This is a genomic window from Shewanella submarina, from assembly GCF_042646185.1.
Classification (GTDB): domain Bacteria; phylum Pseudomonadota; class Gammaproteobacteria; order Enterobacterales; family Shewanellaceae; genus Shewanella; species Shewanella corallii.
On sequence record NZ_JBHRTD010000006.1, the window covers coordinates 980,928 to 1,007,596 of the forward strand.

24 protein-coding genes are annotated in these 26,669 nt (G+C 50.6%); 8 read left to right on the top strand and 16 right to left on the bottom strand.

All coding sequences use genetic code 11. The annotated features are described in order from the left end of the window. The first annotated feature begins 24 nt into the window (after positions 1 to 24). Positions 25 to 1,266 carry a peptidoglycan DD-metalloendopeptidase family protein gene (locus ACFOE0_RS07230; protein WP_248934832.1) on the top strand — a complete coding sequence of 414 codons (1,242 nt, stop codon included), beginning with the start codon at positions 25 to 27 and terminating at the stop codon, positions 1,264 to 1,266. A gap of 163 nt (positions 1,267 to 1,429) precedes the next feature. Here ACFOE0_RS07230 and ACFOE0_RS07235 read toward each other — a convergent pair whose 3' ends face one another. From ACFOE0_RS07235 to ACFOE0_RS07250, 4 genes are all read right to left on the bottom strand, one after another. Continuing rightward, on the bottom strand, positions 1,430 to 1,885 hold the full coding sequence (locus ACFOE0_RS07235) for a hypothetical protein (protein WP_248934831.1): 456 nt from the start codon (positions 1,883 to 1,885) through the stop codon (positions 1,430 to 1,432). 129 nt (positions 1,886 to 2,014) lie between these two features. Then, positions 2,015 to 2,503 carry a M48 metallopeptidase family protein gene (locus tag ACFOE0_RS07240; RefSeq protein ID WP_248934830.1) on the bottom strand — a complete coding sequence of 163 codons (489 nt, stop codon included), beginning with the start codon at positions 2,501 to 2,503 and terminating at the stop codon, positions 2,015 to 2,017. A 92-nt stretch (positions 2,504 to 2,595) separates the two neighbouring features. Continuing rightward, entirely contained in the window at positions 2,596 to 3,033 is a 438-nt protein-coding gene (locus ACFOE0_RS07245) for a DUF3010 family protein (protein WP_248934829.1), read from the bottom strand. Positions 3,034 to 3,176: 143 nt separating this feature from the next. Then, a complete protein-coding gene (locus ACFOE0_RS07250) occupies positions 3,177 to 3,914 on the bottom strand; it encodes a YciK family oxidoreductase (protein WP_248934828.1) in 738 nt (245 codons plus the stop codon). 263 nt (positions 3,915 to 4,177) lie between these two features. Between ACFOE0_RS07250 and ACFOE0_RS07255 the strand changes: the two genes are divergently transcribed. The 3 genes from ACFOE0_RS07255 (at position 4,178) to ACFOE0_RS07265 (ending at position 9,051) form a co-directional block, all read left to right on the top strand. Then, positions 4,178 to 6,673: a VolA/Pla-1 family phospholipase gene (locus ACFOE0_RS07255; protein WP_248934827.1), complete on the top strand. Its 2,496-nt coding sequence runs from the start codon at positions 4,178 to 4,180 to the stop codon at positions 6,671 to 6,673. A 137-nt stretch (positions 6,674 to 6,810) separates the two neighbouring features. Further along, the gene (gene sohB / locus ACFOE0_RS07260; RefSeq protein ID WP_248935520.1) at positions 6,811 to 7,842 is read left to right on the top strand and encodes a protease SohB; all 1,032 of its coding nucleotides are present in this window, start codon (positions 6,811 to 6,813) and stop codon (positions 7,840 to 7,842) included. Positions 7,843 to 7,998: 156 nt separating this feature from the next. Continuing rightward, complete coding sequence (locus tag ACFOE0_RS07265) at positions 7,999 to 9,051, top strand: AraC family transcriptional regulator (protein WP_248934826.1); 1,053 nt, start codon at positions 7,999 to 8,001, stop codon at positions 9,049 to 9,051. On the opposite strand, the gene ACFOE0_RS07270 is transcribed toward ACFOE0_RS07265, so the two are convergent. Together ACFOE0_RS07270 and ACFOE0_RS07275 are read right to left on the bottom strand one after the other, a co-directional pair. Continuing rightward, positions 9,002 to 10,183, bottom strand: coding sequence for an SO2930 family diheme c-type cytochrome (locus ACFOE0_RS07270; protein WP_248934825.1), 1,182 nt, complete (start codon positions 10,181 to 10,183; stop codon positions 9,002 to 9,004). The two genes, ACFOE0_RS07265 and ACFOE0_RS07270, sit on opposite strands and share 50 nt — an antisense overlap. 80 nt (positions 10,184 to 10,263) lie before the next feature. After that, on the bottom strand, positions 10,264 to 12,915 hold the full coding sequence (locus ACFOE0_RS07275) for a parallel beta-helix domain-containing protein (RefSeq protein ID WP_248934824.1): 2,652 nt from the start codon (positions 12,913 to 12,915) through the stop codon (positions 10,264 to 10,266). 268 nt (positions 12,916 to 13,183) lie between these two features. Here ACFOE0_RS07275 and ACFOE0_RS07280 point away from each other — a divergent pair, with 268 nt between their 5' ends. Next, positions 13,184 to 15,163, top strand: coding sequence for a TonB-dependent copper receptor (locus ACFOE0_RS07280; protein ID WP_248934823.1), 1,980 nt, complete (start codon positions 13,184 to 13,186; stop codon positions 15,161 to 15,163). A gap of 89 nt (positions 15,164 to 15,252) precedes the next feature. Here the strand turns inward: ACFOE0_RS07280 and ACFOE0_RS07285 are convergent, their stop codons facing one another. Together ACFOE0_RS07285 and ACFOE0_RS07290 are read right to left on the bottom strand one after the other, a co-directional pair. Continuing rightward, a complete protein-coding gene (locus tag ACFOE0_RS07285) occupies positions 15,253 to 15,459 on the bottom strand; it encodes a hypothetical protein (protein WP_248934822.1) in 207 nt (68 codons plus the stop codon). A 448-nt stretch (positions 15,460 to 15,907) separates the two neighbouring features. Next, a complete protein-coding gene (locus tag ACFOE0_RS07290; RefSeq protein WP_115138122.1) occupies positions 15,908 to 16,120 on the bottom strand; it encodes a cold-shock protein in 213 nt (70 codons plus the stop codon). A gap of 493 nt (positions 16,121 to 16,613) precedes the next feature. Here ACFOE0_RS07290 and rsgA point away from each other — a divergent pair, with 493 nt between their 5' ends. Beyond that, a complete protein-coding gene (gene rsgA / locus ACFOE0_RS07295; RefSeq protein WP_248934821.1) occupies positions 16,614 to 17,651 on the top strand; it encodes a ribosome small subunit-dependent GTPase A in 1,038 nt (345 codons plus the stop codon). Between the two features lie 223 nt (positions 17,652 to 17,874). Here the strand turns inward: rsgA and ACFOE0_RS07300 are convergent, their stop codons facing one another. The 8 genes from ACFOE0_RS07300 to ACFOE0_RS07335 all read right to left on the bottom strand — a co-directional run bounded on the left by ACFOE0_RS07300 (position 17,875) and on the right by ACFOE0_RS07335 (position 23,343). Then, positions 17,875 to 18,171 carry a hypothetical protein gene (locus tag ACFOE0_RS07300; RefSeq protein WP_248934820.1) on the bottom strand — a complete coding sequence of 99 codons (297 nt, stop codon included), beginning with the start codon at positions 18,169 to 18,171 and terminating at the stop codon, positions 17,875 to 17,877. A gap of 100 nt (positions 18,172 to 18,271) precedes the next feature. Beyond that, positions 18,272 to 18,694, bottom strand: coding sequence for a hypothetical protein (locus ACFOE0_RS07305; RefSeq protein WP_248934819.1), 423 nt, complete (start codon positions 18,692 to 18,694; stop codon positions 18,272 to 18,274). 72 nt (positions 18,695 to 18,766) lie between these two features. Beyond that, positions 18,767 to 19,339: a WG repeat-containing protein gene (locus ACFOE0_RS07310; protein WP_248934818.1), complete on the bottom strand. Its 573-nt coding sequence runs from the start codon at positions 19,337 to 19,339 to the stop codon at positions 18,767 to 18,769. 116 nt (positions 19,340 to 19,455) lie between these two features. After that, a complete protein-coding gene (locus ACFOE0_RS07315) occupies positions 19,456 to 19,809 on the bottom strand; it encodes a hypothetical protein (protein WP_248934817.1) in 354 nt (117 codons plus the stop codon). A 104-nt stretch (positions 19,810 to 19,913) separates the two neighbouring features. Continuing rightward, positions 19,914 to 20,300 (bottom strand): hypothetical protein, encoded by a 387-nt coding sequence (locus ACFOE0_RS07320; RefSeq protein WP_248934816.1) that lies wholly within the window; start codon positions 20,298 to 20,300, stop codon positions 19,914 to 19,916. An 80-nt stretch (positions 20,301 to 20,380) separates the two neighbouring features. Beyond that, positions 20,381 to 20,740 carry a metal-binding protein gene (locus ACFOE0_RS07325; protein ID WP_248934815.1) on the bottom strand — a complete coding sequence of 120 codons (360 nt, stop codon included), beginning with the start codon at positions 20,738 to 20,740 and terminating at the stop codon, positions 20,381 to 20,383. Positions 20,741 to 21,514: 774 nt separating this feature from the next. After that, positions 21,515 to 22,597 (bottom strand): DUF481 domain-containing protein, encoded by a 1,083-nt coding sequence (locus ACFOE0_RS07330; protein WP_248934814.1) that lies wholly within the window; start codon positions 22,595 to 22,597, stop codon positions 21,515 to 21,517. Positions 22,598 to 22,776: 179 nt separating this feature from the next. Then, positions 22,777 to 23,343, bottom strand: a complete 567-nt coding sequence (locus tag ACFOE0_RS07335) for an arylesterase (RefSeq protein WP_248934813.1) — start codon at positions 23,341 to 23,343, stop codon at positions 22,777 to 22,779. Between the two features lie 79 nt (positions 23,344 to 23,422). Between ACFOE0_RS07335 and ACFOE0_RS07340 the strand changes: the two genes are divergently transcribed. Next, entirely contained in the window at positions 23,423 to 24,154 is a 732-nt protein-coding gene (locus ACFOE0_RS07340) for an ABC transporter ATP-binding protein (protein WP_248934812.1), read from the top strand. After that, positions 24,151 to 26,616: an ABC transporter permease gene (locus ACFOE0_RS07345; protein WP_248934811.1), complete on the top strand. Its 2,466-nt coding sequence runs from the start codon at positions 24,151 to 24,153 to the stop codon at positions 26,614 to 26,616. The genes ACFOE0_RS07340 and ACFOE0_RS07345 overlap by 4 nt, the downstream gene beginning before the upstream one ends. Positions 26,617 to 26,669: the final 53 nt, after the last annotated feature.

The window sequence follows — 26,669 nt, forward strand, 5'->3', positions numbered from 1 at the left end:
AAGCGTAAAGATATAAGCCGGATCATGTCTTCAGTCCGTTTGAACTCTGTTCAGAAAAAGTTGGTGCTGGCATCCGGTCTGCTCGTTGGGGCGGCACTCCTGTGGCCAGGCCAGCAGGATAAGGTCAATCCGCCTGTTGCTGTGCCGCTTGAGCTTAATTCGGTTGCAGGAGATACCGCCAGGCTTATTGAGGCCATCAGTGGTAAACCAGATTTTGAGTTTGTAGTGGAAAAAGGGGACACCCTGAGTTCTCTGTTTCAGCGCGCGGGTGTGGATCAGCAAACCATGTACCGGGTGTTGGAAGCGGATTTGAATATTCTGGCACTGGATACTCTCCAGCCCGGCAACAAGCTTGAGTTTTATCTGGATGATCACAAGCAGCTCACCAGAATGGAGCTTTACTTCAGTCCGGCACGCCAGGTGGAATTTATTGTTGAGTCTGACGGCAGTTACCGTCACAGAGAAATCATTCACGAGGGGTACTGGCGTAATCGTGAGATCAGTGGTGATATCCAGGGCTCTTTCTATGTTTCTGCCCAGCGAAAAGGCTTAACTGCCGCTGAAATTCAGCGGGTTGAAGAGCTGCTGCAGGACAAATTGAACTTTGCCAGGGAGTTGCGCGCCGGTGATACCTTTAATGTGCTGTTGAGTGATCAATTTGTAGACGCCGACCCGACAGGTAACACCAGGGTGCTGGCGGTGCAGATTGGCAATGGCAGCCGCCAAATCAACGCATTTATGGCAGATGATGGTCAATTTTATGATGAGCAGGGCCACAGTCTCGCCCGGGCATTCCAACGTTATCCTCTGGAGCGTAAATACCGTATCAGCTCCAGCTTCAACCCTACCCGCAAGCACCCGGTGACCGGCCGGATTTCACCCCATAACGGCACTGACTTTGCCGTCTCCACAGGCACCAAAGTGCTGTCTCCGGGCGACGGTGTGGTCAGTCTGGTAACCAACCACAGATATGCGGGCAAATATATCGTGATTGATCACGGCAGTAAGTACCGTACCCGCTATTTGCACCTGTCCAAAACACTGGTGAAGAAGGGGCAAAAGGTGAGTCGGGGTCAGTTGATCGGCTTGTCGGGCAATACCGGCAGAACAACCGGCCCACACCTGCACTATGAGTTTATGATCAATGGTCGTCCGGTGAATGCCATGACTGCCAAAATTCCTATGGCACAGAGCTTAACCAAAGCAGAAATGGATACCTTCGCTGCCAGAGTGTACAGCTACAAGATGCAGATGGGGTTGGTCTAAGAGAATGACGCCGCGAAGAACACGAAGTGAGTGAAGAAAAGCCTTATCTTCGTGTCCTCAGTGCAGAGAACGAAGTGAGCGCTTCGTGGTCGACCGCTTTTATAGTTTAAAAGAGCACTTGCAGTGCTCTTTTTTGTTTTAAATGGAATTAATTGCCTTTGGCTTAGCCGGCTTTTTGTTGTCTTAACTGACGTGCTTCCACTTTCAATGCGCATTTACACAAGCTGCCCTTAAGTGCCGGGCAACCGCTGCAGGGCTTGCGTTTAAAGGGTTTCATGGCGAAATGCATGCTGGGTTGTTGTGGAGCCGGGTGTATATGAGTGACCGGCGCCAGCACCTGATAATCATTAGCTGCATACTCATTGGCCAGCGACTTAAGCCGTGTTTTCAGTTTTTTCTTATTGCTCACCTTGCCGGTCAGCAGTTCTTTCAATACAGAGCTTTTGAGACTGGATATCAACAGCTTACGGTTGCGCTTAAGTGACTTTTTCAGTGACTTGGTTTTTGCCGGGGCTTGTTTGAGTTGCTGCTTAAACCATTTTTTAGCCTGTTTTTTACAGGCTTTCTTCAGCGATTTGCCGACAGACTTCTTGACTGATGAAGCTTTGCTTTTTGACATACCACACCACCAAAACGGAGCTACTGATGACAGCTGATTCAGAGAACTGTCTGAAACGCTAAGCTGAAGTCTAAATAAAAATTATTATCAGTCAATATATTTTGGTGGCTGCCGCTCTCATATCATGACTTAAGCCTGATTTTCGAGCAGCGTCAGATAGAGGCGGAGGTCAAACTCCAGCTGAAAGTAGTCCGGTTCCATGTGTTGGCACAGTTGATAAAAGGCTTTGTTGTGCTCTTTCTCTTTCAAATGCGCCAGTTCATGAACCAGTACCATACGCACCAGCGGCTCAGGCAGCTGCTTGAGTTTGGAGGCAATCCGGATTTCATTTTTGGCTTTGAGTTTGCTGCCCTGAATACGGCTGGCGTAGGTGTGCAGCCCCAGAGCCTGGTGTTTCAGGCTGATCTTGTCGTCAAACACTACCTTGGAAAGGGGAGAGGACTTTTTAAGATACCTTTGTTTCAGCTCCATGGCGCATTGATACAGACCCCTGTCATTTTTAAGCTGCTGATTGGCCTGAGGGTAGCGTTTATCCAGCACTGTGCCCAGTTTGCCTGCAGCCAGCAGGGCGGCGACTTTATCCTGTACTTCCTGAGGGTATCCAGCGAGGTATTGCATGTTAAAACCTAAAGCAGAGGTGAATAGGGGATAAATAAAAGCCCGCGCTCTGTGTTTAACAGAAGGGCGGGCTGTTAAATCCTGGCGGACACTCAGTCCTTGCCAAAGACTTTCTTCATCTGCAGGGCATAGGCCACTTCAAAAGCAGGCTGTTGGAACTTCTTCAGTTCAAGACCAACAAAATCTACCTGAGGAGGATTACGCTTTAACTGAGCCTTGACGTCGTGAGGCGCAATCAGGGTCACAGGCAGATCACACAGCTGGATCGCGGCTTCCAGCTTGAAGCTGACAGCACTGCCGGCAAACTTGCCTTTCTGCTCACGGGCAATCAAAGCAATCTCATCGACCTTGTAATCTTCCACCAGTTTTTTGAACGCGAAGTGAAAGTCCACCATGGATTCGGTGGTTTCAGCGTGGGATACCTGGAATGATTGCTTACGGCAATCAGGGATATTAAAGGTATCGCCATCCTGACTCAGCAAACAAATAACGGCTTCACCGCCTTTTAATTCAACACCGCAAATTCGCATGTAACACCTGTCTATCAATTTCAAGGCGGCTATTGTAACGATATTCCGGGTTGCGGTCAGTGTTTCTTTTAGCGACAGCTATAAAAAAGTCCGCTCATAGGCGGACTCTTTGATACTTAATGCTATCTGGACTGAACAGGCGGTTACTGGGCGCTGAACTGACCGCCGTTCTCTGCGCTTGAGTCGTCGCTCATCAGATACAGGTAGACTGGCAGGATCTCTTCCGGCGTTTTCAGGTCCATTGGATTTTCAGCCGGGTAGGCGTTGGCACGCATCCCGGTGCGGGTGGCGCCCGGGTTGATACTGTTAACCCTGACCTGACTGCCTTCACATTCGTGGGCCAGTACCTGCATCATGCCTTCTGTGGCGAATTTGGAAATGGCATAAGCATTCCAGTAAGCCCGACCTTTGCGGCCGACGCCAGAAGAGGTGAAAACGATAGAGGCTTTTGGTGCCTGACGCAGCACTGGCAGCAGGGCCTTGGTCATCATGGCCTGAGCGGTGACATTGACCTGCATAACATCATTGAAGCTACCAAAGTCAGTGTGCTCGAATGGGCCAAGTACGCCCAGCAGACTGGCGTTGTGCAGCAAGCCATCAAGGTGGCCAAACTGCTCGGCAATGGTCTCTGCCATATCTTTATAGTTTTGCTCGGTAGCGCCCTTCATATCCAATGGCACTATGGCTGGCTGGGGATAACCAGCTTCCACAATAGCGTCGTATACCGCTTCCAGTTTCTTGACTGTTCTGCCCAGCAGGATAACGGTTGCACCGTGCGCGGCATAAGCCATGGCTGCAGCTTTTCCAATACCATCACCGGCGCCCGTGACCAGGATGGTTTTTCCCTTCAATGCATCTGCAGCTACTTGATATTCAGACATAGATTACGACTTCCTTTTAATCGGTAAAGCACCCAAAACGGCGCTCTCCATAGGGGCTTAACACATGTTTTAAACAAATGACTGATTATCAACCCGGTTGAACCGGTTTGAATGTAACAAAAATGTGGCTAACTCTATATTTTTACGTTAACTTTGTGGTTAGCTCAGGGCTGAAAATCAGCTCTGTTGGTCATATTGGCTGCCTATTGTGACCAATTTCTTGGGGAAAACAAAATTATTACAACAAGATTTGGGGTAAAACGATGAAAAGACTCTTTCTGGGTGTAGCAATAGCTTCTGCACTGGGGCTCACAGGATGTGGCGGAGATACTTATAACGATATCAAAGCAGAGACAACGCCGCTGATCCCCGAGTCTCAGATGATATTTGATCCGGCCAATGGCGCCGTCCCAATTCCCAACGATCTTCTGTTCAACGGTACCCTGGACGGTACCTTGGCTATTCCGGGCGAAGAGTCCGGTGATTACCTTAATCCTGAAATCGCCCTGGGGGCCCTGGATGGATGGTCTACGACTTCTCCGATTTCTATCGATTTGGCGCCTGCCACAGCTCAGGATGGTACCAAGCTGACTGTAGATGCCGCGTCAGCCGCACAGCCCGGAGCCGTGCGCGTATTCGAGGCGACTGTTGGTGGAGCATTATCCAGCGACCCTGAGTGTGCCGATGCACTTTCTGTATCTGCCTGTAAAGTGGGGGATGAGCTGCAATTTGGTGTCGACTTTGTCACCCAGGCTTCCGGTAACTCAATCGTCGTGGTGCCGCTTAAGCCGCTCAAGTTCAACCAGTCTTATATCTATGCTTTAACTGATGTGGTCAAAGATTCTGAAGGACGCAGCTTTACTGCTTCACCTACCTATCGCTCTTTGGAAGAAGATATCGATACCCTGCCTTTGGAAACGCCTGATCAGTTGTTCCTGCAGGGGCTGGTGAACAGCTATGAAAAAGGGATTGCCGCTGCCCATGGTGTGGATCCTGAATCCGTTATCTATTCAGGCCTGTTTACCACTCAGTCTATCCCGAATGTCTATGAGACAGTGAAACTCCTGATGGCAGACCCAACTGATGGGAATCCTTATCAGCCTCAGCTGGTTACGCCACCAACGCCTCTGGGCTACAGCGCTGCAGTCGCTGCTGGTTTGACGCCTGAAGCAGGTGCTACCTATGCGATGGCGGATATCGCTGATATGTATGCCGCTCAGATTAAACTGCCTATTTACGGTGATTGCTCGTCCACTGCCTGTCTTTCAGACGCCGGTGAGCCGCTGATTAACGGTCGCTGGATGGCCCAGGGTGACAGCCCTGTAGGCGTGTTGCTGGCGCTTCAGGCAGGTACCCTGAGTCAGGCCAAGTTTGGTGAGCAAGCGATTGCTCAAGGTGTAGATCCTCAGGCGGCACTGGCTAATCCTGCTTTGTTGGCGGGTAAAACCTGGTTACTGGATGATGGTACTCCGGTCGATGCCACCAAGCACCTGACCAAGTTCAACCCAATTCCTAAAATCAAAGGTTATGAAACCGTTGATGTCATGATGGCGATTCCCAACGGCGCCAAGCTGGCTGGGTTCCTGCAGGCTCAGGGACTGCCATTTGAAGCCCCAACTGCTGGTTGGCCTGCTGTGATGGCCATGCATGGCCTTGGCGGCGGTAAAGAGATGGCGCTGGCTTATACCGGAGCCTATGCGGCGCAGGGTATTGCGGTAATCGCTATCGACATGCCGCTGCATGGCGGCCGTAGCTATGATGCGAATAACGACGGTGTTTATGAGGTTTCTGCAACTGATCCAGCTTTCGGCGCAGTCATTGGTCAGCCAAATGCGTTCGCTGCAGGCAATCCGCTGGTATTCGTTAATATCGCGTCGACACTGAGTGTTCGTGACAACTTCCGTCAGGCAGTCGCAGACCACCTGGGTGTTCGTCTGGTGCTGTCTGGTCTTGCTCAGCAATTGGCCGCACTGCAACAGCCACAGATATTTGATGTGAGCAAAATCAGTGTTCAGGGCCTGAGTCTGGGCGGTATTGTAGGCACCAACTTCTCTACCTATGCCAACACCGGCATGGTGAACCCGGCTACCGGTGAGGCCGTGGTTCCAAACCCGTATGGCATCAATGCCAGCTCGTTAGTTGCCCCAAGTGGCGGCCTGGCAGGCTCCTTCGCTGGCAGTGCAACCTTTGGTCCTGTTCTGTTTGACACTATTGTGGCAACAGAAGATTTCCAGGCTCTGGTAGACGAAGCCAACACCAGCGGTTTTGAGCCAGGCACGCCTGAGTACGCTGCTTTGGTACAGGCTGTATATGAAGGCTTTATTCCTGCCTTTGCGCTGGCCGTACAAACTGCAGTAGACAGTGCTGATCCGGTCAACCATGGTGGTATGCTGGCGGCAACGAATACGCCGGTTCATCTGATTGAGGTGACTGGTGATGGCGCGGGCAACCTGCCGGACCAGGTTCTGCCTAATGCAGTAGAGGGCTTCCCGGTATCAGGTACCGAGCCACTTATCCGTGCCATTGGCCTGGATTGTGTGGATAGCACGACTCAAGGCTCAGGTGCTGTTCGCTTTGCCAAAGGTCATCACAGCTCAGTTGTTGACCCAAGTGAGATTGATGGCGTAACCGATGGCAGTGCACTGGCTGCAACTGCTGAAATGCAGTTCCAGGTGAGCAGCTTTGCCAGGTCTGCAGGTCTGGGTCAGGCCACCATTTTGGTGAATGATGACTCTGTGCTTAAGTCCTGTGGTGACTAAATAAGCATTTTGAAACGAAAACCCGGCATATGCCGGGTTTTTTGTGCCTTATCACTTCTGATAGAATACTGCACCTTATGTCGGCCTGCTGCGTGATGCGACAAAGCGGGGGACGGCAAACCTGAATGGAGCTGACGTTGGAATTTCTATATGAATATGGCCTGTTTTTGGCCAAGGCCGTGACACTGGTGGCGGCAATTCTGGCTGTAGTGCTGGTGATACTGGGCACTGCGGTCAGACAGAAAAGCGAAAAAGGAGAGTTGGTGATAACCAACCTGACTGAAGAGCTGAAGGATCTGACTCACTATCTCAAGCATGAACTGCTGAATAAGAAAGAGTTCAAGGCCTATGAAAAGGCCTTGAAGGCACAGGAAAAAGCGGAAGAGAAAGCGGCAGAAAAGGGCGAGCAGGAAGAGAAGGCCCGGGTTTTCGTTATCGACTTTAAAGGCAGTATTGATGCCTCTGAAGTCGCCAGTCTGCGTGAAGAGATTAACGCTGTGCTGACCATCGCTGATAAAAGCCGTGACCAGGTATTGGTTAATGTAGAAAGTGGCGGTGGTATGGTGCACGGTTATGGTCTGGCAGCCAGTCAGCTGGATCGTCTGCGCCAATCTGAAATCCCATTGACAGTATGTGTCGATAAAGTCGCTGCCAGCGGCGGCTATATGATGGCCTGTGTAGCTAACAAAATTGTGGCGGCTCCCTTTGCTATTGTGGGCTCTATCGGTGTAATTGCTCAGCTGCCTAACTTCCACAAGCTGCTTAAGAAGCATGATATCGATTATGAACAGCACACTGCCGGTGATTTCAAACGCACGCTGACGGTTTTTGGTGAGAATACCGATGCCGGTCGCGAGAAGTTCCGGGAAGAGCTGGAAGAGACCCATACCCTGTTTAAGTCCTTTGTTGGCAAGTACCGCCCGGAGCTGGATTTAGCGAAAGTCGCCACCGGTGAACACTGGTATGGTCAGCAGGCTGTTGAGTTTGGCCTGGTGGATGAGATTGCCACCAGTGACGATATTATTCTGAAGCATTGTCAGGATGCTGAGGTCATTAAAATCAGCTATCGCCAGAAGAAGAAACTGTCTGACAAGCTGGCCCATGGAGCCAGTGCCATGGTGGGTTCTTTGATGAACAAAGTGGCTGAGAAAAACCAAAACCTGGGTTGATCTACTGCTGACAATACTGAGTTTAAAAGCCTGCTTTTGCAGGCTTTTTTGTTTTTGTAATCCCTGAGTCAGGCTTTTCATTCCGGTGCCAATAGGGTAAAACTGTTAACTGCGTCACATTCGGTGATCGGGCAACACAGCCTCAGGGGGAAAGGGATGGATTCGGCGGCTTATCAGGCCAATAGAATGATAGGGGATCAGGGATATCCCGCGTTTGAGCTGAGAAATATTCTTGGGTTCGTGGCTGAGCATTTTGGTCCTGCCAGGGCCAACACTTTGCTCAAAGAGGTTGGGTTGGATGAAAACACTGTCATTCACAGCCAGTTTGTGGCGGTCTGGCAGGTAGATTACGCTCTCAACTTTGTATTTGAGTTGGCCCATGACCCTGAAGTCGGCGCCAGAATTGGTGCCGGGTATCAATTGTCTGAGCTTGATATCCTGTTACCACACTTTGCCAGCTGCAAAACTCTGGGAGACTGCCTCGACGTGGTCATGCAGTTGCCACGTCTGGTAGGCAGCTTGTCTGACACTCTGGTGATGCAGGAGGGGAATGAGCTGGTGATGCGCTGGATGAACACGGGTAAACAGCAAGTCGAGCGCTATCACAATGTGTTCCTGCACAGTATTGGTGTGTTGTTGACTCTGGCCCGGGAGCTGACCGGAGTTCAGATAGAATATACACAGCTGGCTTTTCAGCGTGCCGGGTTTGCCGCCCATTATATTAAATCCCTGACGACAGCAGAGCTGACGTTCGCTCAGCCCTATTGTGAGTGGCGGGTGAGCGCTGAGTATCTCAGCTTGCCGGTGGTGTATGATTTCAGCGATGCCGCCGGTCAGATGCCTCCCCCGTTAGAGCCGTCACTTATTGACCTGGTTCTGGAAGAGATCCGCAGCGAGTTCCCGCAGATCCCCAAACTTGAATCCCTGGCTGCCAGTTTGAATATGAGTGACCGCAGTTTGCGCCGTAAGTTGTCATCTATGGATACCGGCTATCAGTCACTGATTGATATGGTAAGAGCCCAGGCGGCTATCGCCAGATTGCTCAAGGGTGAATTGAGTATCACTGAAATTGCTGAAACTCTGGGTTATGTGGATGTCAGCCACTTCCGCCAGAGTTTCAAACATTGGACCGGGCACGCTCCCGGTCACTTTGTCAGGCTTAATTGCAGCTCCCCAGAGAAGGGGGAAGCGAGTCTATCCACTCACTGACCAGTTCGACCCCTTCAGTATGGCTGATAGCCCGTCCCAGAGGCGGCATTCTGTCTTTGGGTTCATTCAGCTGCTGACGGTAAACCACAATGGAGTGCTCAGCATTTCCCGGCACTATGTCATAGTCCAGTCCTCTTGCGCCGCCGTCCCAACCCGGAGGCTGCTTGCAGATACCATATTTGAAGCTGGTATGGTCCACAAAAAAGCCCAACCTCAAGCCAGATACACTGGCGTAGCCGGTATCACTGTGACAATGGGCACAATTGACGGCCAGATAGCCTTTTGCCCTTTCCTGCAAAGGGGCAGAAGTATCTGCGATGGCACCACTGCTTGAGATATCTGCCAGTTCGGGCAAGCCTGTTATCAGGCCACTGGATTGCCACTGCGCCAGCTGATTTTGACCACTTTCATTGTTGGTATTCAGCAGCCAGGGTTGCACGCCAATGGGAGCGATTATGCTGGTACCTGCTTCATTGGTTTGTTGGTGACAGACCTTGCACTCGGCCCGACTGGGGATGGCATAGTCAAAGGTCAGTGACTCTCCCTGACGGTTCAGTGTATGGGATACGCTGCCACCAGCCACGGCCAGTGTCGCTTTGCCGTCCTGCCAGCGATAGGGCAGGCTGGTCCAGCCGCTTGCTCTCTTAATCAGCAGCCGGGTTTCAATCAGGGTCTCATTTTCTGGCTCCTGCACCTGAGTATCGGCAGGCAGTGCGAAGGTTTTGACCAGCACAGTACCAGTGGGGAAACTGAGCGTCTCCTGATCCCGGTAACTGATACTGCTGCCTTCCGGCAGAAAGATAAATCGGTACTTACTGGCATAGTTGCTGAAAAGCTCTGTAGCCAATTGGTAGGCAAAACCCGGGGCGTGGGCATCACTGCTGGGGTCCTGCTCGTTGCGAAACAGGCCATATTGGGACAGGTCTTCACAGTCCGCCTCTGCCAGTGCCGTCCAGTTTACCCCGCCATCACCGCTATCACAGGGTGAGCTTGAGGCCGGAGGGGGCGCGGGAGGCACTGGAGGGGGCGTTGGCGCAGGTGTTTCATTGGCTGAAGCATTATCGTCTCCACCGCCGCCACAGGCGCTGAGCAACAGCAATGCGGCTGCTGTCAGGATACTTTCCTTGTTCATATGAACTCTCCAACATGGAATCGAAATAGAAAGGGTCGGCGATAGCCGACCCTTTTGTCTCTTTGGGGAAGGGAGCCCCCTTAGTTGGAGCAGCTGGCTGCCGGCAGGCGCTTAATCCATTCGCGGATCAACGCTACACCTTCGTCGTGTGACAGGCTGCGGCCAATTTCAGGCATACGGTCACCCGGCTCAGTAGAGACCATACGGAAATGAGTGATGGACTCATCCGGGCTGCCGGGCACGACATCGAAGCCCAGGTTGCCGCCACCATAAGCGATAGGTGACTTACAGGTTCCGTGAGAGAAGCCGCCATCCTCGTGATACGGACGCCAGTACTCCAGCTTCAGGCCAGTGTTGGAGGCGTTACCTTCCGGACGGTGACAGTGGGCACAGTTGATATCCAGATAGCCCTTGGCGGCTTGCATCAACTGCTCGTCCGTCATGGAGGGAATATCCGACACATTGGCATCGTCATAGATAGGCTGTGCATCGACTTCAGACAGATCCGGCAGACCTTGCAAAATACCGTGCTCAGTCCATTTGCTCAGCTGATTCATGGCGCCATCAGAGTAGGTGTAGCTCTTGTTCAGATGACGGGCTTTTGGACCTATCGGCATAAATACCGCATTGCTGTCGTCATCGGCCTTGAACTGGTGACACTGCTTACACTGGTTGATGCTGGGCACCACATAGTCGAAGGTCAGTTCGGTTCCTTTATGATTCACTGTTTTACCCTGAATCGAACCTGCTTTCGCCAGCACTGCGTCTGACTTGTCTGCTGTCCACACATAGGGCAGTGCAGTCCAACCTGTTTCACGGCGGATAAGCAGTCGGGTTTCAATCAGATCTTCATTTTCCAGACCGCGATTGGCGGTATCTGCTGGCAGTGCGAAGGTTTTGGAGATCACAGTGCCCACTGGGAAGTCGAATGACTCTGTCGCGTGGTAGCTGGCTTTCTCGCCTTCAGGTACAAACACATAGCGATACTTGGTCGCATAGTCGGTAAACAGTGGCGTGTTCAGATCATAAGGGACACCGCCGGAGTTGGCTTCACCGGCCGGGTTGGTGGCATCAGCAAACAGATTGTAGTCAGATAAATCCGGGCAGTTGGCACCGGTCAGAGCTTCCCAGTTAACGCCCTGGGTAGAAACTTCACACAGGCTCAGATCACCGTCTCCGACCAGGCCACCTTCACCATCGCCTATGCTGCCACCGCCGCCGACAATATTGCCGCCGTCACAGCCTTCAGTGTCATCATCGACACCACAGCCGAAGATCTCGTCGCCGAAGGTGACTGTGTGAACCGGCAAGCTCAGCTGAGCACAGTTCATCAGTTCGTTTTGCTCATCCTCATACAGGAAGTCGAATGGGTTCATGGCAACGTTGCCGTTGGCAATCAGGCGTCCCAGAGTGACATCGCCATTGTTCTGAGCACAGATATTATCGCTGCCATCTTCGGCAAAGGGCACTTCTCTCAGGCCCAGTTGTTGAGCTGCGCCTGAGTTGGCCAGCATTTCACCGATACCATCATACAGAATGCCGGGCATGGCGCCCCGGGTCAGCACATAGCCCTGGATCAGATCTTCAATGAGGTAACCATTGGGCTTGGTGCCGTAGTTTGTGATGGTGTTGTTGTGCATATACACATTGCGCGGCGTGGCGCGCCAGCCATCTTCAATAGCCTGGCCCGGCATGGCGTAGTTACCCACAAAGGTGCTGACATCCGGCTCGGCAATGTGGAAGCTGGAAATCGTAATACCCAGGGTGTCGTGGTTGGTGATCTCATTGTTGAAGATCTCCACATCCCGGGTAGAGAGAATAATGACGCCTGTTCCCGGCGGTACAATATGAACCCCGGCAGGGTTGGCAGAGGCATTAGCGAAGTTATGGGTGTTATTGTCGTACACCTTGTTGTTGAACACCCGCACGCTGGAGCCGTATCTGTCGTTATTGATGGGCAGGTCGAATACCAGAATACCACCCGTGTTGCCGAAAGCCTCGTTGTCGTAGACATCGGCATACTTGGAGTTTTCAATTTCGATACCGGCCACGTTCTCTTTGGCGATGTTGCGGCGTACCACAATATATTCAGACTGACCCACATAGATACCGGCGTCGGCGCTGCCGCGTACATAGGTGTCCTCAATCAGAATGTTTTCACACTCTACCGGATACAGACCGTAAGCACCGTTGTCCTGGTCCAGCACGCCGTCCCAGATGGTCGCAACTCTACGCAGAATAATACCGTTGGTGTTTTTCAGCTTGATACCGTTGGCTTTGGCTTCATTAACGGCCATATCTTCAATAATGATGTTCACTGCGTTCTGAACAAAGATACCGTCACCTGAGTTGGCCTCAGAGAAGTCCAGCACAGTCTCTTCCATGCCGTAACCCTTGATGGTGATGTTTTTGGCAAACACACCATCGCCATCCACGTCGCCGTCAAACAGCAGGGTAGATTCAATTTTGAAGTTACCTTTTGGCAGTACGATCACGTCGCCGCTCTGGGCGTTGATCAGCGCTTCCTGAATACGTGTGGTGAGGTTCTCGCCCGCTTCAATCATGATGGCGCCTTCAGGGAAAGTTGGCCCTGTTGTCGGCGGTGGCGTTACCGGTGCTGTGGGTTCTGTGACTGTCGTTTCATTGTCGTCCGAGCCGCAGCCGCTTATCCCTAATGCGACCGCGGAAGCAACCATGGTTGGCAGCAACCAGTGAGGTTTCTTGTTGAACATAGCATCTCCTGCTTATTGTTATGGTTTTGTAACAACACAAGATTGAACACTCGTTTGAAATAGGCAATGTGAAATCCGGCCAAAATTAAGTTTGGGTTAATATTCAGTGCGCTTGTGATCCCCGTCGCGGCAGGGTGCGACACCTTGTCGCAGATGCGCACTTATCTTTTGTCATCTCACCTTTGGATTAACAGAATGCTGGGCAACAAGCCGGGAGTCGGCTGAAGTCAAAGCAAAAAATTGCATGAATTAATCAAGGTGAGAATGGATGAAACGGAATAAATTGCTGCTGGCATTGCTGATGAGCGGGGGATTGGGGCAGGTGATGGCAGACGAAGCGCCAACCTGTGACAAGGCTGAAGGCTGTGATGAGCGTATCGTGGTCACCGGTGAGCTGATGCGTAAGCCACTGAGTGTGGTGACAGATCCTAAAAAGCCAAGACTGCCGTTGCCCGCTTATGATGGTGCAGGTTTTCTAAAGACGATTCCCGGCTTTAGCATCAGTCGCAAAGGTGGTGCAGGCGGCGACCCATCACTGCGAGGGCTGGGCGGCTCACGCATCAATATCGTTAATGATGGTCAACATGTCTATGGCACCTGTGGTGGCCGTATGGACCCGCCTACCGCTTATATCTACCCTGAATCCTACGACAGCATTGAGGTGATTAAAGGCCCGCAGACAGTGCGCCACGGCCCTGTGGGCAGTGCAGGAACTGTGCTGTTTGAAAAAGACAGACAGAGTTTTGTCGACCAGAGTGCCACTGGCCGCGCCAGCGTGACGGCTGGCAGCTTTGAGCGCCTGGATTATATCGTCGAGCTGTCAGCCGGGGACGAAAATCACTATCTGGAGCTGGATGCTAATCAATCCTCCAGTGACCACTATGAAGATGGTGATGGCAACCCGATCCAGTCCAGCTATGACAGACGCAATATGGACTTTGCACTGGGTTGGACGCCAGGTGATGACTCTGTGCTGGAGCTCAGCTATGGCAAGTCTGATGGCGAAGCCGAATATGCAGATCGCGCCAATAAAGCCCGTGTTATCGAAAACGAGAACTTTACCCTGATGGGAGAGCATGACTTCAATGGTGACTATCTGCAGTCCATGGAGTTTCAGGCTTACCACAATGAAAATGACCATGTGATGGATCAGTTTGACCAGGGCGTGAACTCAGGCACCAATGTTCGTCGCCGGACTCAAGGGGGCCATATCTGGGCCGAGTGGAGCATAGGCAAGTTGTCCATGGTCTCCGGGGCAGATTTTCAGGACTCTGTACATAAAGGCCGGAGCATTAACCCGGCGATGGATAACGGCCTGGATGACCTGCTGGCCAAGCCCTTTAAAGACAATATGAGTTACACCCAGTTTGGGGTATTCGGTGAGTTTGAGTACGACTTTGAGCCTGTGATGCTGGTAACCGGTATTCGCTATGACCATTGGGATACTGAGCTGCATGTGGCTCAGCAGGGGGAGCGTCGGGATGATTTGGTCTCCGGCTTTGCCCGTATCGAGCATGAATTTGGTGGCAACCAGTACTATCTGGGCGTGGGTCATGCCCAGCGTATTCCTGATTACTGGGAAATCATGAAAGCCAATGCCGACGATAACAGCCAAAAGGCATTTGACCTGGAGCCGGAAAAGACGACTCAGCTGGATGTCGGCTGGATTTATGAAGTCGAGACAGTCACGCTCTCCAGCGCCCTGTACTATGGCGAGATCAAAGATTACATCCTGATTGATAACCGCAATGGCTTCAGCAAATCCCGCAATATTGACGCCACCATCTGGGGCGGTGAGCTGGGTGCCGAGTGGCGCATTACCGAGTCACTGCAAACCCAGTTAAGTCTGGTATACGCCCATGGTGAAAATGATACCGACAATGAAGCGCTGGGCCAGGTATCGCCGCTGGAAGGCCGCCTGACGGTGGATTACAGCATTGGTGACTGGACCTTTGGTGTGCTGTGGCGTGTGGTGGACGACCAGGACAGGGTCGCTGTGGGACAGGGCAATATCTCAGGACAGGATTTGGGTGAAAGCGCAGGCTTTGGCACTGTGGCCCTTAATGGCGGCTGGAAACATGGTGAGCATCTGCGTCTGAGCTTTGGGGTTGAGAACCTGTTTGACCGCACTTATGCCGAACATATCAGCCGTAGCGGTGCAGGAAATGATATTCCCGGCAGTGTGCCGACCTTCAAGGTCAACGAGCCCAGCCGCAATGCCTGGGTGAAGCTGGAATATCTGTTCTAACCCCGACTTTTCGTTTGATTCACTCCAACCTGCCTAGACGACATGGATGTCATCGAAGCAGGTTTTTTTAGCTGTGTCCTGGCGGCAAGTTATTTTTGACGGGAATTGAAGAAGCGCTCGGCATTGGCAAACAGCATGTCACACTGCTTTTTCTGCTTGTCGTACTCAACGGTATCTTCAGCGAGAGTATCCAGGATAGCTTTGGCTTTGTGATACTCTCCAACCAACAGCTCGAATTTTTCATCAAAGTTGTCTTTACGTACTTTTTTGCTGACTTTACGGGTTGGTTTACGCATAGATCTCTCCTGTTATAACTCCAGCTTATTTTCTGTTCGCGTGCTATCAAGCTATGTTCAATTCGTTGCTTGATTTGATGACAGTTTCCCTGTGTTGGGCTGGGGTGAATGATTCAATCCCTGGCTTGTCATAGCCAACTTGGTGTTGCTGATACAGCCTGACTCACAAAGTGGAAATGTCAGGTCGAAACACGGGGTGTTAATCTCGTCAAATCAGGACGCTTAACAGTCCTTCCCATTGAGAAACAGATGTCGGCCAATGTCTTGATTGGCACAGATATAACTCGCGATGAACGGGTTGTGTTTGAAGCTTTACAACCAGTGTTTTCGCTGGGTGGTGACGCCAAAAGGCGGTATCTGGAGTGCAGATGTTGGGTTGCAGTGTGGCAAACCGTCACATTATTAAGGTGCCTGACTCGCGGGGTTGCAGGCACCTTAGTTCAATCAGTTACGCCAGAGTGACGTTAGCTGCTTGCAGGCCTTTGTTGCCTTGCTCTACGTTGAACTCAACGCGCTGGCCTTCAGCCAGAGTTTTGAAACCGTCTACAGCAATGGCTCGGAAGTGTACAAACACATCGGCGCCACCATTGTCCTGGGCAATAAAACCAAAGCCCTTTGTTTCATCAAACCATTTTACAGAACCAGTTGTTTTAACAGACATAAGTATCTCGAATAAATAAAAAGTGAAGCTACTAAATTGGAAATGAAGAAAAAGGCATCGCAGGATAATTATGACAAACTGATTCAGTTTGAAACTGAGAAAATCTTGAACTAAATACATCAATAGTAACTATGCTCGATGAGCAAGCGGCCACTATACACCTCGCCGGTAGAATAGATAGTTATTTCTGATTTTATTTTGAATGCAACGAACAATATCGTCCGAATAAAGCAATTATTTAACGGTCTGCCGTTAGTTGTTAATTGACTGATTTTAATTGGTATTATCGTGTGCTGGCGGTGTTGCTGACTATGGGGTATGACTTGTATTCAGGATGTCTTGCAAAGAGCAATAACTGCACTTCTCAAGTGCAATAAAACATGCTTTCCAGGAAATTCGGTCGTCCAGAAATTAAACCGCATTACCATGATCTTGACCTGTCTACAGCTTCATAGTTTATGCTGGGCGCCATATTCAGATCAGAGAAATCACCATGGCACTTCCTTCTTTAATTGATTTGGGCATGCGCCCGTTTTTTCAGCAGCAGCTTTCATTGGAAGAGTTGGAGTCTTGTGCTTTGGGTCGTGTTGTTGAGCAGCATAAATCAGAAGTGGTTTTGCTGGCGGGGGGCGAGGTACAACGCTACAAACTGCCACCAAAGCTGGAGGCTATTTGCGTTGGTGATTGGGTTGTCTTTAATGGAGAGCGTTTGATTCGGGTGCTGGACCGGCAGTCGCTATTTCAGCGCAAAGCGGCCGGAACAGCGCGTGAGCGTCAGTTAATTGCCGCCAATATTGATACTGTGTTTATTGTCAGCTCATTGAATGATGATTTCAGTCTCAACCGAATTGAGCGCTATCTGGCGCTGGCGAAAGAGGCGGGCGTTGAGCCGGTTATCGTGCTCACGAAAGGAGACTTATGTGTAGACGCTGACAGTATCCGCGCTCAGGTGCAAAAGCTGGACCCTCTGCTGAGTGTTCACTGCGTCAATGGCCTGGACAATGATGAGGTTGCAGCCTTGAAACCGTATTGCCAAAAAGGCAAAACCCTTACCTTTCTCGGTTCATCCGGTGTAGGTAAATCCACTCTGGTCAATGGCTTGCTAGGTACAACTGAAATGGCCACCGGCAGTATTAGGGAGCAGGACAGTAAAGGGCGGCACACCACCACCTACCGCGCCATTAAGTGGCTGCCTGAAGGTGGGTTGTTGATGGACACCCCGGGGATGCGCGAGCTGCAACTCAGCGACGCCAAAGAGGGTATTAAAGCCACCTTTGCCGATGTTGAAGCCCTGGCAAGCCAATGCCGCTTTGCCGATTGTAGGCACGAGAGTGAACCTGGCTGCGCCGTCAGAGCCGCCATCGAAACCGGCGAGTTGTCGTTAAGGCGATTGGAGAACTATCAAAAACTGCTGCGGGAAGAGTCCCACAACAGTGCCACACTTGCACAAAAGCGCGCCAAAGACCGCGCCTTATCCAATATGGTTAACACAGTGCAATCCCAGGCCCGCAGTGCGAAAAAGTTTAAATAGCCAAACTTTTCCTGGTTTAGAGCCAGGGCTTTCAAGTCATCAGATAAAATTTCACCTCAGGACCATCAGCCCTGAGGTGAGTGATTTTGGGACAGAAGTTACTTTGGGCTCGTGGGGATGTAACGCCTCGCTAACGGGCGCACAAATAATTGGCTAAGTTTAGCGAAGAATGAGCGCAAGCCAGCTGTTTAGCGTCCACTTTGAGCGACTTATTATATGCAAATTACTCACCGCCACCGCCTGAGTCACCGAAACTGTCACTTGAACTGCCGCTGTTTGAATCTGGTGCATGAGTAACATAACCTACATTGCCAGTGCCAGAAGAATTTTTTATGGGTATAAAGCCTATGTTGTATTTTACAAATGCTGGCCCAATAAATGGGATAAATACTGTTATACAAAATAATAAAAACTTAGTACCTGCTTGCCTAAATGGACATTCAATTACCAATGCCGAAACATAAAATGCAAATAAAGCGTGGATGCAGCCTAAAATGAGATAGATCGTAAATGCTTCCATGATTCACCTTTGCATGTAACGCCCGTAGTTGCGACTGATTTGGAGCGCAGCGTAAAACCAGTCCGGCAACCTGCGCTTGTTAGTAGCCTTGCTTGCGACATTAATATTTATTGGGAAATTCCTCAATGACAGGATCGATATCGATTCTTTTAACAACATCGTTTTTCAAGAAGAATACAATTTCAGCATTAGGGTAACTGTACTCTTTAAATTTTCCGTCGTGAATACTCAACTTAAGGTTAGGGAAAGCTTTCTTAAGCTCACTATCAGTCAAGCCTATGGGGTTAACACCTTCGAAACTCACATTTTCAGAGCTGGTTAAAATGCTCCAGAGTTTAAATTCAGAATCAGGATCAAAGTAAAGTTCCAAACCAAGATTTTTGTACCTCCAGATCTCAGAGGCCCCTCCATCACCCCCTTCTCTGTTGCTCACTTCATCCGGCAAGCCAAAACGTGACTTGGTTTGGCACCTCGTATCACCAAATCGTATTTCACCTAAACCTATAAAAGGGTAAATTTCCATAACTACTAACGCTTACAGCAGGGGAAAATTTGGAGCGCGAAGCGCGGAGAATTTTTCCCTTGCCTGTGATTGTTATGAGCTTGTTGGTTTCGGAGTGGATTCATACGGATATGCCACCGGAACAACGACTTTAAACTCACGATCAATGAAGCCACACTGCCCACCCTTTAGTTGATAATGCTCACCATGGCTATCATATTCCTTTGTTAACTCCCCCTTACAAACCTTGGAGTAACCCTCGTAGAAATTACTAGCCCACGTATACTCTGTGGCTTTGACAACATCCATGACTTGGTTGAAATAGACAACCTGCCCATTTGTGACACCAACAGCTAAGCCAGATTGAAACCAATTGCAGTCGTTATCATGGGTGAACGGTGAACCCCGGCCAAGGCCGTTTTGGTTGATATAGAACCACCCTTTATCTGTTGGGTAGTTCATATAAATACATTGCATCCCGTATTTAGACCACATCATCTTTTTCAAGAGGGAAGAATCAACAGTTAGTAGCCCATCCTTTATGGGGCCACAGTTCTTAGCCTGCTCAAGTTCGTGAGTATCGCTGTCCGGGTACATGCAGAGCATTTCTTCAGATGAAACTGAAGAAGAGGCAAGTACAGCTATTAAAATATAGATGAATTTCATTTCTTGCTTTTACTCATAACGCCTTGTTAATGAGCAAAATTTAGTTGGCTATAATTTTGAGCGGAGCGAAATCAGCCAACTGAATTTTGTCCACCATTCAACAGCTTGTTATATGCCTAGCTGCACCATTCCGCTAAAGCATCGCTTGAAGAGCAACCATGCATTTTCAAGTCTAAAGGATTCACACCAAATGCAAGCGCAAACTCCGACTCACCTTCAATTGTTATCAACCAATTAATGCCTATTTTAGCTATTCCCCAAACGGTCGCGGATTTATATGATTCAAAATCACCACCTTCGATTATTGTCGACGTAACTTCAACTAAAACTGGGTCAATGACAGATTCAACCAACTGTTCCGAAAGCTGTTTAACATACTCCTCATAGCTCGTTCCTTTAGGAGTAATAACTTGAGGTTCACAACTTTTCAAAGAGGCCTCAATCTTCGTGATGGCGTCGATTCTGTTCATGGCATATAACGCCGCGGTTAGCTAGCGGACTGAAAACGTTGGCTAAAATTTGGGGAGCAAAGCGGAACCCTGCCAACGTTTGAAGTTCCCGCTAGACCGCCTGGTTAGGTGTTGTCTTGTATTCGGATTACTGGCTCGGCAAATGCTAAGACACTAACGCATTCGTTTAACCCAGCAACCAAGTATTCCTTCAATTTACCACCTTCTTCGAGAAACGGTGCTCCATCACGCTTTGCTTCTTGCTCAAGCCAGCCGCCGCTTATCACCTCAAAGACCCAATATGGTGCAGATTCTTGCGACCAAAATTCAAGTAGCTGCCCCTCGTCTAGGACTCTAAACCCTTCAACACTCTCAAAATCCAGGTAAATGGCTTGGTTGTTGTCTTTCGTTAGCGTCAGTCGAAGTGTCCAAAGATCATAATTTACTGACAACAGCTCTGGGGTAACGCCACTTTCCTTCGAGATAATGGGGATTAACTTAGGGTTGTGCATCAGACACCTAACGCCGTAAGCAAAGGCGCGCGTTAGCGCGTCCAGCCCGCCGGGCGATTTTGCCTTGCCTTGTTATATGCTTACGCACGAGTGCCACCAGAATAGAGATGGTTAACACAGTAAGCACTGCCTTTTACTTGCTTAATTTCACAGCCTGACCACATGCATGATTCGTTGGTGAGACCACCGCGATTTTTAACCATTTGTTCTTTTATGAGTGACTCACTATCAAATGCTTCCCAGTTTTCGGATGAGGGAATTTTTACTGCATAGCAGGTTTGATATTTATCCCACTCATCGACTTTGTAGAGTTGCCGGCAATCGGGACACTGCATTAACAAAACCCAATTACCAACATCCAGTTGGTTTAGCTTTGATTTGAAATCAGAGAGGTTGTTGCTGATATCAATTAAAGCGGGGTGTTCTTTGCAATTGCACATAGCTTCCCTTGGCATTAACGATTTGTATCGTGCGTATGCGCGTTTTCTCACCTCCGACCACTTGGTAGAATCTCGCGCAACCCGCTGGTTTTTTGTTTGATTTTTAACCTAGCAAAAATCATCTTGGGTGGAAAGTGCGCATGCGCATGATTTGCGCTCGCTTTGTTTTGTGCACTGCTTTTAACCTTTTGAAATTGTTGATGTTATAAAAAGTGTTTCAGAAATAGTGCGCACAACGTATCAAAAATCTGGTGCAAATTTAGCCTAGATTCAAATATGACTGTATATCCATCTATGAATCGGTCAAACCAGCATTGGGGCACTTCTGAGTTTCGACGTGCCATCTGTGAAGGTTTGGGGCAACTGTGAGTTTGAGGAATACACCATTCCCCGTCCGACACTGCCGAAGGTGGTTGAGAAAATGGCGTAGTGAGGCATGGATGCCGAAGCAGCGACGTCGAATCATGGACGAGCGTTTGTCGCGTTAGCCAATTTTCGAAATAAGACTGAGGAGTTGTCAGTGTTGGTTGGGGCGGCAGGGGAGATCCAAGAGGGCGAATGGCCATTACGTGGCCAGCCATGAGCGCGAGAAAGGGATTTCGAGCTGGCAGTTAAACATGGATGTTGTTAGCCGCTGTTGATCCCCTCTTGCCCCGTGTTGGTGGAACCCACGACTTTAGCCGCTGATAAGCGGCATGCCCCGTAAGGGCAAAGTAACGTTATAGCTAACGGCACCTTGGCCACCCCAAGCCAAACTGCGGCAACTGAGCACAATTACAAATCTACACCAAAGCCAATAATAAACTGATAGTCGTTCTTGTCCGGCATAATGCCATTGGCACCAGCCTGAGGTTTACCCGTGTGGTCCCACACGAAAGACAGGTCCAAATCGAAGATATCGGTCAGCTCTACAGCCAGCGAGGCGATAGCGTGGTGGCTATAACCACCGGCTTCTTCACTGGAGTATTGCAGCTGATACTTGGTGGTGAAATCCACGCTGCTGGTCAGCTCGGTGTCGTAAACGGTTTCCAGCACCAGGGAGCTGCTGCCATCGCTGTCGCGGGCGCCGGTTTCCACCTGGTCAAAACGGGTGTAGGTGTATGCAGGACCACCACTCACACTCCATTCGGTTTTCTTGCTGTCGATAAGGTTGTAACCCACACCGGCACCGACTGTGGCTTTATAGTCGATATTCAGGAAAGGGTCTTTGTACAGCTCAGCAAAGATTGGGCGCAGATAAAACTGCTTGGAGATAAACCAGTCGAAGTTGGAGTTAACCCTGTGGTTGTTGACCGTGGATTCGCCATCATTCTTGGTGTAATTGCCCAGATAGTCCGCGTTGAAACGTGACTCAGTGGTACGGCGCGTCGTTTTGGCGCGGGCACTGTAGTCGATTTGATCTGTGTTACCGGAACGGATATTGGCACCAAGGCTGATTTTGCCTGACCAATAGTTAGCTTCTTCCTGATCGCCGGCAATGATGGTCATAATCTCAGCCGGATTGAATTCAACACCATCCAGATAACTGCGACCATCCTCAATCAGGAGTTTGCCCGTGCGGGTGGACAGATCGGTAAAGCCGATGCTGACAATCCCGGCGCTTTGCAGGAGTTTGATGTCATCCCAGTCGATCATCACTGTGTCCAGCTCATCACTGTCAAACTCCAGCTCATCATCGTACAGGGCTTTGATTTCGCCACGCAGCAACTCATTGGACTTCAGCTGTAGCCAGTCTTTCTGGCTTTCAACCGGTGGACGAAGTGCATCACCGGCAACGGCCTGAGGCGCTGCTAAAAGGCTAAACAGGGTTAACGCCAGCGCTGAAGACAGCCTGGAGGATGAGGAATGAACTGACATGGGAAAGTGGAATCTCCTGAACTGCTGGAAACCACCAATGGCTGGATGCAATTGGTATAAAACGAAGCCGGATATTGTAATGAAAAAGCGCCCGGCTTCAAGGTGAAGTCCGGACGCTATGTTACTGATTCAATTAGTGCACAACTTAAGTCATGTGCAACTGCTGAATATTTAGACTGTTAATCCAGGTTATCAGTGGCTTCAATGATCCAGGGTTTCATCCACTGCGTAATTTTTGGCTGTGCGGCTTCATTGGGGTGAATGCCGTCTCTTTGCATTAAATCGGCCTGTGGGGCTATCTCTGTCATAAAGAAAGGGATAAGCGCGACATCGTAGTCATCGGCCAGATCGTGGAACACCTGATTGAACATCTGGCTGTATCTTGGCCCATAGTTGGGGGGGACCATGATTTCAGTCAGCAGTACAGTTGCGCCGTTGGACTGTCCTAACTCAATCATTTTTGTAAGATTTGATTTCAGTTGTTTGGGTGAGAAGCCACGCAGGCCGTCATTGCCACCGAGTTCAATAACCAGTACATCCGGGGTGGCAGAATCCAGCAAAGACGGGAGTCTGCGCAGGCCTCCTGCAGTAGTTTCACCACTGACTGAACCATTGATTATCTCCACAGAGGGCATTTCATCCCGTAACAGTTGCACCCAGCCTTTGGATTCCTGCATGCCATAAGCCGCACTTAGACTGTCACCCAGGATAAGAACGGATGCAGCCCACGCTGGATTATGTAACATAAGAGACACAAGCAGGAGCTGCACTCCGGTGCGAATGCGATTTCCGAGAACCAGTTTGCGAAAAAAGGAAGAGAACCCAGTGAACAGTGCCATTAAAGTCAGTCGCCTCTGTAAATCCGTTACCACCCAGGAGGGAGAGCTCTCTATCCTCAATGGCATCGAGCTTGATGTCAAGCAGGGCCAAAGTGTTGCTATTACAGGGCCTTCCGGTTCTGGTAAGTCTACCTTACTGGGGCTTTTGGCCGCTCTGGATACGCCAACTGATGGAGAGATCTGGCTGGATGGTGCAGCCTTGAGTGGGCTGGATGAAGAGCAAAAAGCTGCGCTGCGTAAAGACAAGCTCAGCTTTATTTTTCAGTCCTTTATGCTGGTGGATACGCTGACCGCACTGGAAAACGTCATGTTGCCGGCTGAGTTGGCCGGGGTAAAAGATGCCAGACAAAAAGCCGAAGCCATGTTGGAGCGGGTTGGCTTATCCCATCGTCTGGGACACTTGCCCAAGCAACTGTCGGGCGGTGAGCAGCAAAGAGTAGCTATTGCCCGGGCCTTTATCAGTGAGCCGAAGGTACTGTTTGCCGATGAGCCAACGGGTAATTTGGATCCGGTCAATGGCACCAAAGTTGCTGACATGCTGTTTGAGATGAACCGGGAGTCGGACACTACATTGGTGCTGGTCACCCACGACTTAACGCTGGCCAGCCGCTGTTCAAGGCAGCTGATTATGGAAGATGGTCACCTGTCTGAATCCGGCGTGGGAGCAGAAGAGAGCGCTTCCCGGATTGAGCAGCCGCTCAAGGAGGCTCAGGCATGAGCTGGACCCTGGCACTTCGCCTGTTCAGGCGCGAATTGCAGCAGGGACAGCTGCTGCTGATTATTCTGGCCATTATGCTGGCGGTACTGTCGGTTAGTGGTCTTGCTGGCGTCAGCGAGCGTTTGCAGGTGGCGATTAATGGTCAGGCCGCCAAATTTATTGCTGCAGACAGAATTATTAATTCACCTGAGCCTATTGCCACAGAGATACTGGAGCAGGCTCAGGAGCTGGGCCTTTCTCAGGTGTCCAGTATGCGTTTTAACTCCATGCTGTTTGGTGATGAAGGTTTCCAGCTGGTAACGGTAAGGGCTGTCGGGCAGGGGTATCCTCTCAAGGGAGAGATTGAACTCTCTTCAGGCCCAACTGCAAAACTGCCGGGAGAGGGGGAGCTCTGGTACGAAAACCGATTGGCTCGCCTGCTGGGTGTGCAGGATAACCCACAGGACGCCAGTATTGAGCTTGGAGTGGCCAATTTTGCATTGGCTGAAGAGATACGCCGTCTGCCCGATGCTGGCTTCAACCCATTTGCGTCCTCGCCTGTGGTGCTGATGCGTTTGGAAGATGTGGGTAAAACCCAGATTATTCAGCCCGGCAGTCGCGTCACTTATCTTTATCAGTTTGCTGGAGATAGCGGTGCACTCGACGAGTTTGAAGAGTATGTCAAACCCTTGCTGTCCACCTCACAGCGTTGGGTTGATGTGCAGTCCGGTGACTCTCCCATAGCCGGGGCTGTTCAACGGGCAGAGCGGTTCCTGCTATTGGCCAGTTTGCTGGGGATTGCGCTGGCCTGCGCCGCCATTGGTATTGCTGCTCAAAGATACTGTCAGCGCCACTATGATGTGGTGGCCATGCTGAAAACCTTCGGTGCATCAGGTAAGCAGATCCGTAATCTGTTTGCGCTGCATTTGATGCTGGTGACACTCACAGGTATTGCCCTGGGTTTGGTTGGCGGCCGCTTGCTGGATATAGGTATCAGCAGCATGTTGCCGGAGGAGATCGCCTCCTACGATACCTCCTGGTGGCGTCCAGGATTACTGGGTGTCACTACAGGTATTATCAGCGCGTTTATGTTCTCAGCCTATCCACTGCTGCGGCTGCTGGCGATACCACCCCTCAGGGTATTGCAGCGTCAGCTGGAAGGGATCTCCATGGGAGCCTGGCTGCATCTGCTGATGAGCCTGGCAGCGATGGCGTTGCTGGGCTATCTCTACTCGGGTTCGGTTCCGCTGACCATGACGGTAGTGGTTGCGGTATGTGCGCTGGCGGTGCTTCTGGGGGCGCTTGGGTTTGTGATGGTGCGACTTGGCCACAGTGTGGGGATGAAAACCACCAACCCATTGCAGTTGGCACTGGCTGGTCTCAGACGCCGTGCCCGCCAAAATGCGGTGCAGCTGGTAGGTTTCTCCAGTGCCCTGTTACTGCTGCTGGTGATTATGGCGCTCAGACAGGACCTGCTGGATGAGTGGCAAAAGCAGTTGCCTGAAAATTCGCCCAACTATTTTCTGGTGAATATTGCCCCGGAAGATGAAGCGCCCATGGCGCAGTTTTTCGCAAATAACGGCATCCAAACTACAGATATTTACCCTGTGGTGCGCGGCCGTATGAGTGCCATTAACGGCGAGCAGTTAATTACCTACAGCCAGCAGGAAGAAGGAGTAGAAGGCCGGGTCGGAATAGGGCGCGAGCTCAACCTGACATGGCGGGATACCCTGCCGCCCAATAATGATCTGCTTGAAGGGGAGTTCAACACCGGGCCCGGTGAGGTGTCCATTGAAACCAAGGTGATGGAACGATTGGGTCTTAAGCTGGGAGATGAACTCACCTTTACCATAGATAACCGGGACTTTAGCGTGAAAGTGACCAGTGTGCGCGCTGTACACTGGGAAACCCTGCAACCCAACTTCTTTATGATTATGCGTCAGGAAGATCTGGGGCAGTTTGCCCATACCTCCATGGTATCTTTCCATCTGGATGACAGTCGCCGTGAATTGGTGGTGGATTTAATCAAATCCTTCCCGACCGTGTCTGTTATCGATGTGGGCGCCATGGTCAACCAGCTGAGGGAAATTGTCGAGCAGGTGTCTTTGTCGTTAACTCTGGTATTGATACTGGTACTGGCAGCCAGTGCGCTGGTGCTGTTTGCCCAGACTGAAGCCGGGATGGCGACCCGCCAGCGGGAGTTGGCGGTGCTCAGAACCTTTGGCGGCAGCGGCTGGCTGCTGCGTAGCGCAACCGGACTGGAGTTTGCTCTGCTGGGTATGATTGCCGGATTTCTGGCTGTGGTGGTGGCTGAGCTGACCCTTTATTTGCTCAAGACTCAGGTGTTTGAGCTTAATGTTTATATGCACTGGGACTGGTGGCTGATGGCGCCTCTTGCCGGCGGCTTGATTGTTGCCACTCTGGGGTTGTGGCGTTGTCGCAACTTGCTGAGACAGAGCTGCTCGCAGCTACTGCAATCCTGATAGTTTAAAGGGCGGCCAGTTGGTCGCCCTTGTTTTTGATTGAGGGGAGGTTG

Coding starts and splice junctions, on each gene's coding strand:
- ACFOE0_RS07330 (WP_248934814.1), bottom strand. CDS start 22,597: ATGTCAGTTCATTCCTCATCCTCCAGGCTGTCTTCAGCGCTGGCGTTA.
- ACFOE0_RS07290 (WP_115138122.1), bottom strand. CDS start 16,120: ATGTCTGTTAAAACAACTGGTTCTGTAAAATGGTTTGATGAAACAAAG.
- ACFOE0_RS07345 (WP_248934811.1), top strand. CDS start 24,151: ATGAGCTGGACCCTGGCACTTCGCCTGTTCAGGCGCGAATTGCAGCAG.
- ACFOE0_RS07310 (WP_248934818.1), bottom strand. CDS start 19,339: ATGAAATTCATCTATATTTTAATAGCTGTACTTGCCTCTTCTTCAGTT.
- ACFOE0_RS07240 (WP_248934830.1), bottom strand. CDS start 2,503: ATGCAATACCTCGCTGGATACCCTCAGGAAGTACAGGATAAAGTCGCC.
- ACFOE0_RS07325 (WP_248934815.1), bottom strand. CDS start 20,740: ATGTGCAATTGCAAAGAACACCCCGCTTTAATTGATATCAGCAACAAC.
- ACFOE0_RS07230 (WP_248934832.1), top strand. CDS start 25: ATGTCTTCAGTCCGTTTGAACTCTGTTCAGAAAAAGTTGGTGCTGGCA.
- ACFOE0_RS07320 (WP_248934816.1), bottom strand. CDS start 20,300: ATGCACAACCCTAAGTTAATCCCCATTATCTCGAAGGAAAGTGGCGTT.
- ACFOE0_RS07245 (WP_248934829.1), bottom strand. CDS start 3,033: ATGCGAATTTGCGGTGTTGAATTAAAAGGCGGTGAAGCCGTTATTTGT.
- rsgA (WP_248934821.1), top strand. CDS start 16,614: ATGGCACTTCCTTCTTTAATTGATTTGGGCATGCGCCCGTTTTTTCAG.
- ACFOE0_RS07235 (WP_248934831.1), bottom strand. CDS start 1,885: ATGTCAAAAAGCAAAGCTTCATCAGTCAAGAAGTCTGTCGGCAAATCG.
- ACFOE0_RS07255 (WP_248934827.1), top strand. CDS start 4,178: ATGAAAAGACTCTTTCTGGGTGTAGCAATAGCTTCTGCACTGGGGCTC.
- ACFOE0_RS07285 (WP_248934822.1), bottom strand. CDS start 15,459: ATGCGTAAACCAACCCGTAAAGTCAGCAAAAAAGTACGTAAAGACAAC.
- ACFOE0_RS07305 (WP_248934819.1), bottom strand. CDS start 18,694: ATGGAAATTTACCCTTTTATAGGTTTAGGTGAAATACGATTTGGTGAT.
- ACFOE0_RS07265 (WP_248934826.1), top strand. CDS start 7,999: ATGGATTCGGCGGCTTATCAGGCCAATAGAATGATAGGGGATCAGGGA.
- ACFOE0_RS07300 (WP_248934820.1), bottom strand. CDS start 18,171: ATGGAAGCATTTACGATCTATCTCATTTTAGGCTGCATCCACGCTTTA.
- ACFOE0_RS07280 (WP_248934823.1), top strand. CDS start 13,184: ATGAAACGGAATAAATTGCTGCTGGCATTGCTGATGAGCGGGGGATTG.
- ACFOE0_RS07315 (WP_248934817.1), bottom strand. CDS start 19,809: ATGAACAGAATCGACGCCATCACGAAGATTGAGGCCTCTTTGAAAAGT.
- ACFOE0_RS07335 (WP_248934813.1), bottom strand. CDS start 23,343: ATGTTACATAATCCAGCGTGGGCTGCATCCGTTCTTATCCTGGGTGAC.
- ACFOE0_RS07270 (WP_248934825.1), bottom strand. CDS start 10,183: ATGAACAAGGAAAGTATCCTGACAGCAGCCGCATTGCTGTTGCTCAGC.
- ACFOE0_RS07275 (WP_248934824.1), bottom strand. CDS start 12,915: ATGTTCAACAAGAAACCTCACTGGTTGCTGCCAACCATGGTTGCTTCC.
- ACFOE0_RS07250 (WP_248934828.1), bottom strand. CDS start 3,914: ATGTCTGAATATCAAGTAGCTGCAGATGCATTGAAGGGAAAAACCATC.